General features: G+C 49.5%; 10 protein-coding genes and 1 tRNA gene. 6 read left to right on the top strand and 5 right to left on the bottom strand.

What is annotated here, in order from left to right; genetic code table 11:
- The first annotated feature begins 17 nt into the window (after positions 1 to 17).
- The 3 genes from RFF05_RS00840 (at position 18) to RFF05_RS00850 (ending at position 4374) form a co-directional block, all read left to right on the top strand.
- Positions 18 to 1682, top strand: coding sequence for an L-threonylcarbamoyladenylate synthase (locus tag RFF05_RS00840; protein WP_409968564.1), 1665 nt, complete (start codon positions 18 to 20; stop codon positions 1680 to 1682).
- Positions 1675 to 3078: an aminopeptidase gene (locus tag RFF05_RS00845; protein WP_409968565.1), complete on the top strand. Its 1404-nt coding sequence runs from the start codon at positions 1675 to 1677 to the stop codon at positions 3076 to 3078. Before RFF05_RS00840 ends, RFF05_RS00845 begins: the two co-directional genes overlap by 8 nt.
- 129 nt (positions 3079 to 3207) lie before the next feature.
- Positions 3208 to 4374, top strand: coding sequence for an FtsW/RodA/SpoVE family cell cycle protein (locus tag RFF05_RS00850; protein ID WP_409968566.1), 1167 nt, complete (start codon positions 3208 to 3210; stop codon positions 4372 to 4374).
- Here RFF05_RS00850 and RFF05_RS00855 read toward each other — a convergent pair.
- Positions 4371 to 4742 (bottom strand): hypothetical protein, encoded by a 372-nt coding sequence (locus RFF05_RS00855; protein ID WP_409968567.1) that lies wholly within the window; start codon positions 4740 to 4742, stop codon positions 4371 to 4373. The genes RFF05_RS00850 and RFF05_RS00855 overlap by 4 nt on opposite strands.
- Before the next feature lie 336 nt (positions 4743 to 5078).
- Between RFF05_RS00855 and RFF05_RS00860 the strand changes: the two genes are divergently transcribed.
- Together RFF05_RS00860 and RFF05_RS00865 are read left to right on the top strand one after the other, a co-directional pair.
- Positions 5079 to 5155: transfer RNA gene (locus tag RFF05_RS00860), tRNA-Pro, on the top strand.
- A 58-nt stretch (positions 5156 to 5213) separates the two neighbouring features.
- Positions 5214 to 6539, top strand: coding sequence for a CCA tRNA nucleotidyltransferase (locus RFF05_RS00865; protein ID WP_409968568.1), 1326 nt, complete (start codon positions 5214 to 5216; stop codon positions 6537 to 6539).
- 41 nt (positions 6540 to 6580) lie between these two features.
- Here RFF05_RS00865 and RFF05_RS00870 read toward each other — a convergent pair whose 3' ends face one another.
- From RFF05_RS00870 to RFF05_RS00880, 3 genes are all read right to left on the bottom strand, one after another.
- A complete protein-coding gene (locus RFF05_RS00870) occupies positions 6581 to 7939 on the bottom strand; it encodes a uracil-xanthine permease family protein (protein ID WP_409968569.1) in 1359 nt (452 codons plus the stop codon).
- A 199-nt stretch (positions 7940 to 8138) separates the two neighbouring features.
- Complete coding sequence (locus RFF05_RS00875) at positions 8139 to 9116, bottom strand: D-2-hydroxyacid dehydrogenase (protein ID WP_409968570.1); 978 nt, start codon at positions 9114 to 9116, stop codon at positions 8139 to 8141.
- A complete protein-coding gene (locus RFF05_RS00880) occupies positions 9113 to 10765 on the bottom strand; it encodes an NAD(P)/FAD-dependent oxidoreductase (protein ID WP_409968571.1) in 1653 nt (550 codons plus the stop codon). The genes RFF05_RS00875 and RFF05_RS00880 overlap by 4 nt, the downstream gene beginning before the upstream one ends.
- Positions 10766 to 10860: 95 nt before the next feature.
- Here RFF05_RS00880 and RFF05_RS00885 point away from each other — a divergent pair, with 95 nt between their 5' ends.
- Entirely contained in the window at positions 10861 to 12291 is a 1431-nt protein-coding gene (locus tag RFF05_RS00885; protein ID WP_409968572.1) for a S1C family serine protease, read from the top strand.
- 391 nt (positions 12292 to 12682) lie between these two features.
- Here the strand turns inward: RFF05_RS00885 and RFF05_RS00890 are convergent, their stop codons facing one another.
- Positions 12683 to 13519 (bottom strand): hypothetical protein, encoded by an 837-nt coding sequence (locus RFF05_RS00890; protein WP_409968573.1) that lies wholly within the window; start codon positions 13517 to 13519, stop codon positions 12683 to 12685.
- Positions 13520 to 13770 lie beyond the last annotated feature (251 nt).

Raw genomic sequence — 13770 nt, forward strand, 5'->3', positions numbered from 1 at the left:
AAGAATTGAGGCAAAATATGGAAACAATACAATTAGACTTACGCAATGTAAAAGGACAGCGTCGGGCAGTGGAAGCCCAAATTCAGCAAGCCGCCGATTTGATTTTGGCAGGGGAGCTGGTGGGTTTGCCCACAGAAACTGTGTATGGTTTGGGTGCCAATGGGCTGGATAAAGAGGCGGTGGCAAAGATTTTTGCTGCCAAAGGGCGTCCACAGGACAATCCGTTGATTCTCCATTTGGCTGGTGCCCAGTGGTTGCCGATTTACTGCAAAGATATTCCCATTGCGGCCTATAGCTTGGCGCGGAAATTTTGGCCAGGGCCTTTGACCATGGTGCTAAAGCGTGCCAATGTGGTGCCAGATGTGACCACCGCTGGGCTAGACACAGTGGGGGTGCGTTGCCCAGACCATGGGGTGACGCTGTCGATTATTCGGGAAGCTGGAGTGCCCATTGCAGCACCCAGCGCCAATCTATCTGGTCGCCCCAGCTGTACATCCGCTGAAGATGTACGTGAGGATATGAATGGCAAAATCGCCGCCATTGTAGATGGTGGCCCCTGTGCTGTGGGGGTGGAGTCTACCATTGTGGACTTGACCTGTACACCACCTAGAGTACTGCGTGCTGGTGGTGTATCTGTGGAAGAGTTGGAGCAGGTTCTAGGGGGATTGTTGGTTGACTCTGCCGCTGTGACAGCATTGGAAGACGGGCAGACGCCCAAAGCCCCCGGCATGAAATATCGCCATTATGCACCCAAAGCTCCTGTGACCGTAGTCACTGGGGCAGGGGATGTGTCTGCCAAGGAAATTAAAAAGCGGTTAGAGCCGCAAGATGGTGTGATTTGCTTTAGTGAATACGTGCACCAATTCAAAGGCTATCGCGTGGAAGATTTAGGGTCTATTGAGGACAAGCAAACCCAAGCCCAACGTGTGTTTGATGCTTTGCGTGGCTTTGATGGTACGGATGTAAAGCGGATTTTTACCCAGTGTCCCGACAATCGTGGGCTCGGTTTTGCCATTGGCAACCGCTTGAAAAAAGCGGCAGGGTTCCAAATGATTACCCCAAAGGAAAAAGCGGTGGTACTGGGTCTGACTGGTGGCACAGGTAGTGGGAAAACCTCGGCGCTAAAGGCTGTTTCAGCCATGGGAGGTCAGGTTTTAGACTGTGATAACATCTACCACGAAATGCTGAAAACCGACCAAGCCTTGGTGGCAGATTTGCGAGCTATGTTCCCGTTGGCCTTTGATGAAGCAGGGCATTTAAACCGCAAACAGTTGGGTACAGAGGTGTTTTCCAACGCTGTGCGCCTTGACCAGCTAAACGAAATCGTCTTTACCCATATGACCAAAGAAGTGGCACGGCGACTGGCAAGCGATGACAACACCTTGTTCGCCATCGATGCCATCAATCTGTTGGAGTCTGGTCTTGGCAAGCTGTGCCATGCCACAGTGGCGGTGACCTCCCCTGCAGAATTGCGGGTGCAACGGATTACAGCCCGTGATGGTATTGACGAGCTCTATGCGCACTTGCGCATCAATGCCCAAAAGCCAGACAGTTATTATCGAGCCAAATGTGACTATGAATTGGAGAACAGTTGCCCATCGGCACAAGAGTTCCAAGTGAAAGCCACAGCTTATTTTAAACATCTCGTGGGAAAATTACAGGAGGAAAACCAACATGGATAAACAAGCCTATAAAGACCTAGAAACCCAACTGTTGTCTGTGAAGAAAAATGGATATGACCGTTTTGACCACAGCCAATTGCCTGCAATGGAAGACTATTGCACAGACTACAAAGCCTTTTTGGATGCTGGCAAAACTGAGCGTGCCTGCGTGAAGGAATTCATCCGCCAAGCAGAGGGGCAAGGATATGTGCCCTTTGTTCGTGGCATGGCATTGGAAGCTGGCTCTAAAGTGTATTGGAACAATCGGGACAAGGGGTTAATGCTGGCCTATATGGGAAATCTGCCCCTAGATGCTGGCGCACAAATTTCTGCCTCTCACATCGATGCACCTCGCCTCGATTTGAAGCCAAACCCCTTGTTTGAAGATAGTGAATTGGCGTATTTGAAAACCCATTATTATGGCGGTATCCGCAAGTATCAATGGGTGACCATCCCCTTGGAACTGCGCGGCGTGGTGTCATTGAAAGATGGCACCAATGTGGAAGTGAACATTGGCGCTGATGCAGGTGACCCCAATTTTGTCATCACCGATTTGCTGCCACACTTGGGACAAGAACAAGGAAGAAAACCTTTAAATGAAGCCATTTCAGGGGAAAGCCTGAACTTATTGGTGGGTTCTAAACCCATTGGTGAAGCTGGCGGTAGCGGTCGAGCCAAGCTGGCAGTGATGAAGCTACTCAATGAGAAATACGGCATTGTAGAAGATGATTTTACCTCTGCGGAGCTAGAGGCTGTGCCTGCTGGCAACGCTTGCGACATCGGCTTAGACCGCAGTATGATTGGCGCTTATGGGCACGATGACCGTGTGTGTAGCTATGCGGCAGTGAAGGCCATGTTCGATTTGACTGAAATTCCCCAAAAGACGGCCATCTGCGTGTTGGCTGACAAAGAAGAAATCGGTTCTGATGGGGTCACTGGTATGAAAAGCTGGGTCTTTGACGATTTTATGGAAGCTTTGTGCGATATTCAGCAGGTAAATGTTCGTGAATGCTACGGTAACTCCTTCTGTGTGTCTGCCGACGTGACAGCGGCCTTTGACCCTCAATTTGCTGAGGTGTTTGAAAAGCGCAATGCCGCTTTTGTCAACTACGGTGTGGGTATCAACAAATATACTGGTGCCCGTGGTAAGTCTGGTGCGTCTGATGCAACGGCAGAGGCTATGGCCTATATCCGCCGTGTGTTTGATGATGCAAATGTAATTTGGCAGGTCAACGAGCTAGGTAAAATTGATGTTGGCGGCGGCGGCACTGTGGCGGCCTATATGGCAAACCGCAACATTGACACTGTGGACGCTGGTGTGCCTGTGCTGGGAATGCACGCACCCTTTGAAACTGTATCCAAACTGGATTGCTACCAAACCTATCTGGGCATGAAGGCCATTTTTGAAGACAAATAATCAATATTTGTATTGAAATGTTGTTCCTATCAATTGTAGGGGCGACCTGTGGTCGCCCGTGCTTTTGGTAGGCAACAGTAGTTTCCGTATCATTGCAATCAATCTAATCCGAAGAACCATGGAGCCACTATGAAAAAGCTAAAAGCCATTTTAATCGACTTTCTCCAACAAGCAGACTTGGTCTTGTTGGCACTTTGTTGCGTCTCCACCATCTTTGGCATTGTGATGATTCACTCTGCCACCCAGTTTATGAATTCAGAGCGGTATGTAATCGTTCAAACGTGTGCGCTGGGTATTGGCATCGTACTGTATATTCTTCTGTCGGTCATTGATGTGGAGAGCGTGATAAAAAAATGGCCGTGGTTTGTGGCCTTTAATATTTGCTTTATGTTGTTGCTCATTCCCTTTGGTGTGGATGACGGCACAGGCAATAAAGCGTGGCTCAAGCTTCCTGGTGTGCCAGTGAGTATTGGGCCGGCGGAAGTGGTGAAAATTTCATTTACCATGCTGCTTGCCAAGCAACTATCATGGCTGAAAGAGGAAAAGCGCGACTTGAAGTCTATCAAGGCAATTGCCTTTACAGGTGGCCATACACTGGCGCTTGTTGGGCTGTACTTTGTTCTCTCTGGTGATATGGGCAATGCCTTAGTGTATTTGTTTATCTTTGCTGGGATGTCCATTGTGGCGGGGATGGCGCTGCGATGGTTTGCCTTGGCTGGCACAGTGGCTGTGGGCGGATTGGCCTTTATGTGGCTGTTTGAAAAGATACCGTCCTATATGCTCAACCGCTTTATCATCCTCTATGACCATAGTTATGATCCCCAAGGGGTGGGTTGGCAACAGACCCGTAGTTTATTGGCGCTGGGGTCTGGAGGCTTGTTTGGGCAAGGGTATATGCAGGGCACCCAAAGCCAAAGTGCCTATTCATGGTCGTTGCCTGCCCGTTGGACAGACTTTATTTTCTCGGTTATTGGTGAGGAATTGGGCATGGTTGGCTGTTTGGTGGTGCTGGTTTTATTGAGTGCCATTGTGCTGCGGTGCATTGATGTGTCCCATCGTGTCCAGTCGGCCTATGCCTCTTATATCTGTATCGGTATGGCGGCTATGTTGATGTTCCAAATCATGGTCAACGTGGGAATGTGCCTGTTTATCATGCCTGTTATTGGCTTGACGTTGCCCTTTTTCAGCTATGGTGGGTCGTCTGTTGTGACGCTGTTTTGCGCCATGGGCATTGTCTCTGGTATTCATAAAAATGCCATCAAAGTCCGTAAACCAGGGAAACCGTTGCAGTATTAAGGGTAACAAATACAGCGATGGATACAGGTGGCGCAGTGAGTGCTAGGGCAGGGTGGTGGCAATTGTGATTGTGGTTGCAACGGTGGTTGATTGTTTTGTAGGGTCAGCACTGTGCTGAGCTTGTTGGCGAGCAACCACTGTTTCATAATCATGGTGTTGAGTAAGTCTTTTGTGTCTTGGCAGCCTTGATGCAGGTGGCTGTGGGGCAGGGAACAGGTGGTGTATTGTTGCACCATGGCTTGCATTTGCTCCCCTTGGGCGTTGAGAATGTGACTGAGTGCCAACTCTTCTAGGGCAATGGATTCCAGCAAATCCACCACGGTTTCTTGGAAATTAGGGCGGTGGGTGCCTTCAGGAATTTGTGGCATCCCCATGGTATCACCTACCTTTCTTGAGATAGGCTATGCGTGAAAACAGATTTTTAGTACAAGCAAGGGTTCTTGACTTTATGGCGACTTGTGTTATACTGATATAATGTCCACTGAACAAATGCAATTTGCGAATTGCATTTGCAAATCAGCCCCTAAGGGCGGATTTGATGGCAAAACAAGTGTGTTTTGCCATTTCAAATACATTGATGACTGCCTATTTTGATTTTGGGACACACGCCCAAAATCAAAAGTGCAAGGTTTTTTGTCTTGTGAGACAAAACCTTGCTAGATGTGTGTTTTTGCTTTGTTCAGCAAGCATTGATATAGGAATATCCGGGTGTGGCGAAGTTTGGTATCGCGCTTGGTTCGGGACCAAGAGGCCGTGGGTTCGAATCCCGTCACTCGGACCAAAAACCACCCAATAGGGTGGTTTTTTTGTTTGAAACATTGATTGAAGGGGGTGTGACTATGACAATACCGCAACAGGTGCAAAGGGTGCTACAATCGTTGGAAAACGCTGGCTTTGAAGCTTGGTGCGTGGGTGGTTGTGTGCGAGATTTGCTCTTAGGTCGCACACCTCAAGATTGGGATGTGACCACCAGTGCCTTGCCAGAGCAGGTGATGGCGGTGTTTGGGGATTGCGCCATTCCCACTGGCTTACAACACGGCACGGTGACTGTGGTGACAGAGTTGTGGCACGTGGAAGTGACCACCTATCGCACCGATGGGGCCTATCTTGATCACCGTCACCCCCAAGGTGTGTCTTTTGTCACATCGATTCATGAAGATTTGGCGCGGCGAGACTTTACCATCAATGCCATGGCGCTGAATTTAGCAGGAACGTTCCAAGACCCCTTCGATGGACAAGGGGATTTGCAGAGAAAATGTCTGCGATGCGTAGGAGTATCAGATGTGCGATTTACCGAGGATGCCTTGCGGATGTTGCGAGGGTTGCGCTTTGCCAGTCAATTGGATTTCACCGTTGACCCAGCCACAGCCCTGAGCATTCACAGCAATCGCCACTTACTTTCTCACATTGCAGTGGAGCGGATTTGGGTGGAGATGGGGAAGCTACTGCGTGGCGTAAATCCTGTTGCAATTTTGCGTGAATATGTGGATGTGGTGGGTGTTTTTTGGGAAGAATTATTGCCCATGGAAGGGTTTTCTCAGCGTAATCCTCATCATTGCTATGATTTGTGGGAGCATAGTATTCGCACGGTGGAAACCGTTGAAGATAGTCTCGTGTTACGTACATCTGCCTTGTTACATGATGTTGGCAAGGTGAAAACCTTTACAGTTGACGAGGGTGGAATCGGCCATTTTTACGGACATCCAGACGTGGGGTATCCTATGGCGGAGCAGATGTTGCGACGCTTGAAGGTGGACACCATCACCCGTGAGCAAGTGGTGATGCTGGTGAAATGGCATGACCGTGGCATCTTGCCAACGGAGAAGGCTGTGAAAAAAGCCTTGAGAAAATTAGGGGTAGAGCAATTCACCAATTTGCTCAAACTCAAGCGTGCAGACAATCTGGCACAGCACCCTGACTATCACGGACGACAACAGGAGTTGGATGTGCTAGAAGAAATTTTGGCAAAGGTGCTAGAAGAAAAGCAATGCTTTTCTTTGCAACATATGGCGGTGAATGGTCACGACTTGATGGACTTAGGTTACAAAGGACAGGCCATTGGCTTGTGTTTAAAGGGCTTGCTAGATGCCGTCATTGACCAAGACGTACCCAATGAACAAGACGACTTGACCGCCCTTGCTAAGGAATGGGCAGAGACTGAATAAACCGCCTGTGCAGACGACTGCACAGGCGGTTTATTGGTATTTTAAGCGTCTTCTTTTGGTAAAATCAAATTCAAGGCAATGGCTAAAATAGTTGCCAGCACCACTGGAGAATTTCCAAAAATCATTGTGATGGTATCGGGGAATTGACTTAGCGCATCTGCAGATTGAGAAATCCCAACCCCCAATGCGGCAGATAAGCCTACAATGGTGGTGTTGCGGGGGCTTAGTCCTTGGGAGGCGATGAGCTTCATACCAGTCATGGCAATGGTGGCAAACACAGTGATGGTGCCACCGCCCAATACACATTGGGGAATGGTGGTGAGAACGGCGGAAAATTTGGGGGAGATACCAGCCAACAGCAAAAACAGTCCAGCCAGTAGAAATACACAGCGGTTGACCACTTTGTTGGTGGATACGATGCCTACATTTTGGGAATAGGTAGCGGTGGGAAGCCCACAAAACAGGGCGCCCAAAATGTTGGTGAATCCATAGGTGACGATGCCGCCTTGGAGCTCACGGTCGCTGGGTTCACGACCCAGACCACCCACAGTGGTGGCGGTAAAATCGCCAATGGCTTGGATGGAATTGATGGCAAAGAGCAAAGACATGGTAATCACAGGTGCCAATTCAAAGCTGACGCCAAAATATAAAGGTTGGGGCACAGAAATCCATGTGGCAGAGGCAATGCCAGAAAAATCCACCATGCCAAAACACAGCGCCACCATATAACCGCCAGCCATGCCCAAGAGAATGGAGGCCAATTTCCAGACGCCTGTGCCTTTGTTGCTCAGCACCATGACAAACACCAGTGTCAAAACAGCCACCAACCAGTTTTGCCATGAGCCATACACCAAAGCAGAGGTCAACCCCTCGGTTTCCACCACCAAGGCATAGGAGTTAGAGGTACCGCCAGCCATATAGTTGATGGCAGTGGGGTAGAGGGATAGCCCAATGGTGAACACCACCGTGCCAGTAATCACAGGGGGGAAGTGTTTGCGGATGCGTTGGGAGAAAAAACCCACCACCATAGCCACCACACCGCCTACCATAGTCGCACCTACAATAGCGCCGATGCCGCCACCTGCGCCAACAATGGCTTGCATGGTGGGCACATAGGCGAAGCTAATGCCAAGCATCACAGGGAGTCCAGAGCCAAACCATTTGCCCAGCATGAAAATTTGACATAGCGTTGCCAATGCAGAGACCAGCAAGGAAGCTTGAATCAATCGAACTTGGTCATCCACGGATAGTCCAGCGGCATTGGCAATGATGATGGCAGGGGTAACACAGCCCACAATCATGGCCATCAGATGTTGCAGTGCCATAGAAAGGGCTGCGCCAAAGGGAGGGCGACCAGTTAAGGTGAACAGGGTAGATTGCCCAGTGGGTTGTTCTTTCATGGTGAGAATACCTCTCTTGTTTGATACTAACATTGTACCATGAAAATACACACTGTCAAACTTTTTGTCAGGTAAACAAAAAGTTTTGTGATTTATTCTTGTTTTGGCATTTGCTTTTTGGTGACACATACAAAGTTTGCGGTATTTATTGCAAAAAACGTCCCTGCCAATACGGCAGGGACGTTTGATAGCGTGAAATTTAATAGCCTTTGGTGCGGTCAACCGTATGGTTGAGGGGTTCGCCCTTGGCAAAGTGAGCCATATTTTCGCAGAAGATAGACACGGCCTTATCGGCGGTGTAACCCAAAGACATATCACCAGCCACGTGGGGGGTGATGATGATGTTTTTGGTATCCCAGAGAGGATGGTCACTGGGCAGGGGCTCGGGAATCATCACATCGATGGCGGCACCAGCTAGTTGGTCGTTATTCAAAGCGTCCATCAAAGCTTCTTGGTCAAGAACATTGCCACGGCCTACATTGACCAAATAGGCAGAGGTGGGCAGCATGGCAAGGCGTTCACGGGTCAACAGGCCAGCGGTTTCAGGGGTATTGGGCAAGGACAAAGCAATCACATCGCTGGTGGGTAACACGCTTTCTAGTTGGTCGATGGTGAGCATGGTGTCAAAATCGTTGGTACGTGCCTTGCCACTGCGAGACAGACCTGTCACATGGCTAGCACCCATGGCTTTGACATGGGCGGCAAAGGAACAGCCAATGTCACCAGTGCCAACCACAGTTACACGGCTCCCACGGATGGAGCGCATAGGTTGGGTGATGCCCCAGCGATGTTCGGTGGCGGCTGTGGTATACAGCAGTTCGTTGCGCATCATCATAATGGTGACCATGACCATGTGTTCGCCAATGGTGACACCGTAAGCACCAGCGCAGTTAGTCAAGATGGTGTTGGGGTTTTTAAACCAATCAGGGTTGTTGCAGTAGCCTTCCACCCCTGCGTTGGGGCAAGCATACCACTCTAAGGTAGCAGGTGCGGCTTGCAACAGAGCTGGACTATTGGCGATGATGGCCTGACAAGATTGGGCGTGCTCTTTGGCTTGCTCCAGTTGGTCAGGGGAGAAAAAGGCAATGGTGTAGCCATTTTCTTTGGCACAGGTGGCCATAGTTTCTTCTTGGGCAGGGGTCAAAAAGTCTAAATACACACAGACGTTACGGTTCATACTTGCTCTCCTTGCAATTTATAAATCAAGCGTTCCGCTTGTCGCATACCATCAGCGGCGGCGGACAAAATACCGCCAGCGTAACCAGCCCCTTCACCGCAGGGGAACAGGCCTTCCACAGAAGATTGCCCGTTTTTCTCCCGTACAATGCGCACAGGAGAAGAGGAGCGTGTTTCCACGCCAGTGAGCAGTGCGTCCCCATCGTCATACCCTTTGAGGCGTTTGCCAAGTAGTGGCAAAGCTTGGGCAATGGACTCAGATACGAAAGCAGGTAGGCATTGGTGCAAATCAGTGTACACCACACCAGGGCGATAGGTGGGCTCCACACTGCCACACTTAGTGGAAGGTCGATTTAAAAGGAAATCTTCCACACGCTGGCAAGGTGCTTTGTAGTCACTGCCACCCAAGGCAAAGGCATCTTGCTCTAGTTTGCGTTGGAAGGCGATGCCAGCGATGGGGTTTTGGGGGGTTGCACCGTAATCGTCGGGGGTAATGTTAATGAGCAAGCCGCCGTTGATGTTTTTGTCATCACGGGCAAAGGTGCTCATGCCGTTGGTGACCACGCCACCAGCTTCAGAGGCAGCAGCCACCACTTGACCACCAGGACACACGCAGAAGGAATAGGCACTGCGACCATTTTCCAAGTGGCAAGATAGCTTGTACGTAGCGGCGCCCAAGGCAGGATGACCAGCGTATTGTTTATACTGTGCCACATCGCATTGTTTTTGAGAATGCTCAATCCGCACACCCACAGAGAAAGGCTTGGCTTCCATGGAGACACCTTTTTCGTGGAGTAGTTGGAAGCTATCGCGTGCGCTGTGTCCTAGGCACAACATGACCGTGGATGCTGGCAAGTCGTAACTGCCATCAGGAGATTGCACGTGCAAACCAGTGATGGAACCATCGGTGATGGCATAGTCTGTAACGCGGTGAGAAAACCGAATGTCAGCGCCTAGAGACTGGAGGTGGCGGCGCAGACCGATGAGCATGGCGTAGAGTTTGTCGGTGCCGATGTGGGGTTGGGCGTTGACCAGAATTTCCTCTGGAGCACCAGCGAGCACCATTTGCTCTAAAATCCAGCGGTGGTAAGCATCTTTGGTACCAGTGGACAATTTGCCATCAGAAAAGGCACCAGCGCCGCCTTCCCCGAACTGTACATTGGAATATAGGTTTAAATCGCCCCCTTGCCAGAAGGTATCAACCGAGAGTTTGCGCTCTTCCACGGCTTGGCCTTGTTCCAATACAATGGGGCGCAGACCTGCCATGGCAAGGGTCAAGGCGGCAAACAGCCCAGCAGGGCCAGCACCGATGACCACAGGAGGTAGAGCAGGGGTGGGCGACATGGGTGGGTTGTAGTTGTTATGCTTTTTCCGACCTGTCAGGGAGATGCGAGGATTATGAATGCGTTTGAAGATTTTCTCTTCATCTCGTACTTGTACTTCCACGGTGTAGACTAGTTTCACATCTTCGCGAGCGTCGATGCTACGGCGCACAACGTCCATGGAGACGATGGATTTGGCTGGGATTTTCAGTAGACGGGCGGCTTCGCCAGTTAAGGCAGCCATGGCGCCTTCAGGGGCGACTTTGATATTTTCAATCCGAATCAATGGTTGGATTTCCTTTCTTAGGTGGGTTTTCAAATTATTCATATTTCATTTAAACTTGGTTTAAGTTAAGAATACTATACTTTGCTCAAAGGTGCAAGTCATATGTAGAAAATTCATAAAAATGGAGGAATTCTATCATGTATGAAAATGAAAAGAACCTATATAATTATACCTATCGCAAAAGTGGGCGCGATGTGGAAGAAGGGGTGTATTACACCAACCCTGTTGAACCAGTGCCTACCGATGAGGTAAAGGATGAATTTGAGTACGAAAAACCAAGACGTCGCAAACACAAAGGGTCTGCTTTGAAAATTGCTTGTTTGGCTTTGTGCTTTGCCTTGATTGGCGGTAGCGTTGGGGCAGGTGTGGTGTGGATGGCCATGGATGGCAACACAACTGCTGGCAACACAACTGCTGTTGCAGTCAGTGACCGTGTGGTGGCAGAGGTTACCCAGACCAGTGTCACGGGTACCTCCTTGTTGACCGATAGCCAAGTCTACGCCGCCAATGTGGACTCAGTGGTGTCCATTAATACCACCGCCACCACCAATTATTTTGGTCAAGCGGTTGAAGTTGCCTCTGCTGGGTCTGGCTTTATCATCACCACCGATGGATATATTGTCACCAATTATCATGTGGTGGAAGATTCCACTGCCGTGTCTATCACGTTGAACGACAACAGCCAATACGAAGCAACCGTCATTGGGTATGATGAAGATTATGATTTGGCTGTGCTGAAAATCGATGCCACTGGCTTGCAAGCGGTCACCTTGGGGGACTCTGATTCTTTAAGCGTGGGCGACCGTGTGCTTGCCATCGGCAATCCTTTGGGGGAACTGACCTTCTCGATGAGTGGCGGTATGGTGTCTTCCGTGAACCGAGCCATCAATGTCTCTGGCACACCTTTTAATATGATTCAAACGGATGCCGCCATCAACCCCGGTAACTCTGGCGGCCCGCTGTTCAATAGTTATGGCGAAGTGGTGGGGATTGTGTCTGCCAAATATTCTGCCGACTCCTCTGGCAACAGCGTAGAAGGTTTGGGTTTTGCCATTCCAATGAATGATGTGAAGGTGATGATTGAAGATATTATCACCAATGGTTATGTGACCAACAAGCCATATCTGGCGGTGACTGCTGGGAGCATCAACGATTCTATGTCGGCACAAATGGGTTTGCCTGTGGGGCTGTATCTCTATACAGTGGAGGAAGGCGGCGCCGCAAATTTGGCCGGTTTGCAAACTGGCGATGTCATCACCAAGGTAGGGGATGTGGACATCACATCGTTGGAGGATTTTTCCTCTGCCAAGCGTAGCTACGTGAGTGGTGATGTGGCCACCTTTGAATTTTATCGTGATGGTGTGTTGATGAGCACCGAAGTGACATGGGATGCTGTGCCACAGCAGGTGGAAGAGGTAGAAGAAACCGCGGAAATCCAAGTGCCACAAACCCCTAGCAATTCTAGCGGTAACAGTGGCTCTAGCGATAACAGTGGTAATGATTACGACGATTATTACAATTACTTCAGCCCCTTTGGTGGAATGTTTGATTCTTACTTTGGGCGATAACTGTGGGTAAATCATATTTTGCTGGTGATGGTCATGGCAGAAGCCGAGACAAACGCAAAACATCACCTGCCGAGCAAAATTGGTTTTATAATATAGTCAGTATTTGAATATGAGAGAAAAGGGGATGTACAAAAGTGGCTGGCCACTTTTTGTACATCCCCTTTTCATTCCTTTGGCATCGCTTATGCGATGCCATTTTGTGCTATTTGCGAGCAAATAGCACAAAATACTACCGCCCAGACGGCAAATGATTTAAATGCGAGAGGGAACCGCAGGTTCCCTCTCTACGCCCTGCCCTTTGGGTCGTTTTTTTGTGCAGCGCATTTATTATTTTGTAGGAAATTATATAGATACGGTTACCAATGCCTGTATGGTTTATCTGCTAGAATTCTTAGTGGCAGCCGCAGAAGCTTTTGGTTTCTTCGTAAGTATCAGGGGTGCGGACGGTGTTGGGTGGGAAAAATTCTCCCACAGGGAAACAAATGTTGCGGAAAATACTGCAGGGATCTTCACTGCCGCCACCGCTGCCATTGCATTCTTTGTCAGGCATACAATAGTCATAGACGGGAATCAGCAGTTGGGCATCTCGTTCCAAACGGACGATAGAGAATTGCCCCAAGGTCACATACACACGGCGGCCTTCGTCGCCATTGACCAATTCACCATTGAAAAATTGATTGACGCAGGTGGGGACTTCGCACAAATCACAGTCGCATTCACGGCGCGCGCAGTTATCTACCAAACGTGCATCTAGCACGATGGGGTCAACGGCTTCTACCACAGCTTGGGGCTTGTTAGAGCTTTTGGTGGTGGTGTCGCAGGCGCATTCTTGCATGCTAGAGGTGAAAATTTTGGCATTGCCCTCGCTGCCGAACAGGATGACACGCTTGTCAAACACACATAAGCCTTCCACAGGCACAGGGCAGGGGCTGTTGAGATAGGCCTGCAGGGTTACATCGTAGAAAAAGCGCATATCGATGGTGAAAAAGCCACGGTTGAAGGTGACAGGCTCCACATCTACATATACGTACAGCAACTTGGCGGTGCCACCTTTCACACTCATGGCGTGATTGAGCACATCTACGCAACCGAATTTGGGATAGAACCGTAAGTCCTCAATACAGTCTTTGTCTCTGCAGGAATCGAATACCTTTTTTGTGTGGATGCAAACGGCTTCACGCACAGGACAAGACTCGTCCACGGGACCGGGCATGATTTTCTCGGCCATTGGAATACCTCCTATTATTACTCTGATTGAACTTGAAAGAACGTGCTTTCATCTCAGTGTATGCGCGGAGGCGAAAAGAGTGCATGATGGGCGGTGACTAAAAAGGGGTGCTTTATTGGACGGCGAATCACAGTTTTCAACTTTGAAACTTCTATTTGGCGTGGGGCTGAAAGATAGCGTGCAAACAAGTGTGAGTACTGCTATGATGATATCAATTTTTTAAAATTTCCTGTTGAACATTTGTTTCGACA

Origin of the sequence: Bengtsoniella intestinalis (assembly GCF_039719005.1) — a bacterium.
Taxonomy (GTDB): Bacteria; Bacillota; Clostridia; order Oscillospirales; family Oscillospiraceae; genus Oscillibacter; species Oscillibacter intestinalis.

What these genes read in the sequence shown, in the direction of transcription:
- RFF05_RS00850 (WP_409968566.1), top strand. Translation starts at nt 3,208, where the DNA reads ATGAAAAAGCTAAAAGCCATTTTAATCGACTTTCTCCAACAAGCAGAC.
- RFF05_RS00840 (WP_409968564.1), top strand. Translation starts at nt 18, where the DNA reads ATGGAAACAATACAATTAGACTTACGCAATGTAAAAGGACAGCGTCGG.
- RFF05_RS00875 (WP_409968570.1), bottom strand. Translation starts at nt 9,116, where the DNA reads ATGAACCGTAACGTCTGTGTGTATTTAGACTTTTTGACCCCTGCCCAA.
- RFF05_RS00865 (WP_409968568.1), top strand. Translation starts at nt 5,214, where the DNA reads ATGACAATACCGCAACAGGTGCAAAGGGTGCTACAATCGTTGGAAAAC.
- RFF05_RS00855 (WP_409968567.1), bottom strand. Translation starts at nt 4,742, where the DNA reads ATGCCACAAATTCCTGAAGGCACCCACCGCCCTAATTTCCAAGAAACC.
- RFF05_RS00870 (WP_409968569.1), bottom strand. Translation starts at nt 7,939, where the DNA reads ATGAAAGAACAACCCACTGGGCAATCTACCCTGTTCACCTTAACTGGT.
- RFF05_RS00890 (WP_409968573.1), bottom strand. Translation starts at nt 13,519, where the DNA reads ATGGCCGAGAAAATCATGCCCGGTCCCGTGGACGAGTCTTGTCCTGTG.
- RFF05_RS00885 (WP_409968572.1), top strand. Translation starts at nt 10,861, where the DNA reads ATGTATGAAAATGAAAAGAACCTATATAATTATACCTATCGCAAAAGT.
- RFF05_RS00845 (WP_409968565.1), top strand. Translation starts at nt 1,675, where the DNA reads ATGGATAAACAAGCCTATAAAGACCTAGAAACCCAACTGTTGTCTGTG.
- RFF05_RS00880 (WP_409968571.1), bottom strand. Translation starts at nt 10,765, where the DNA reads ATGAATAATTTGAAAACCCACCTAAGAAAGGAAATCCAACCATTGATT.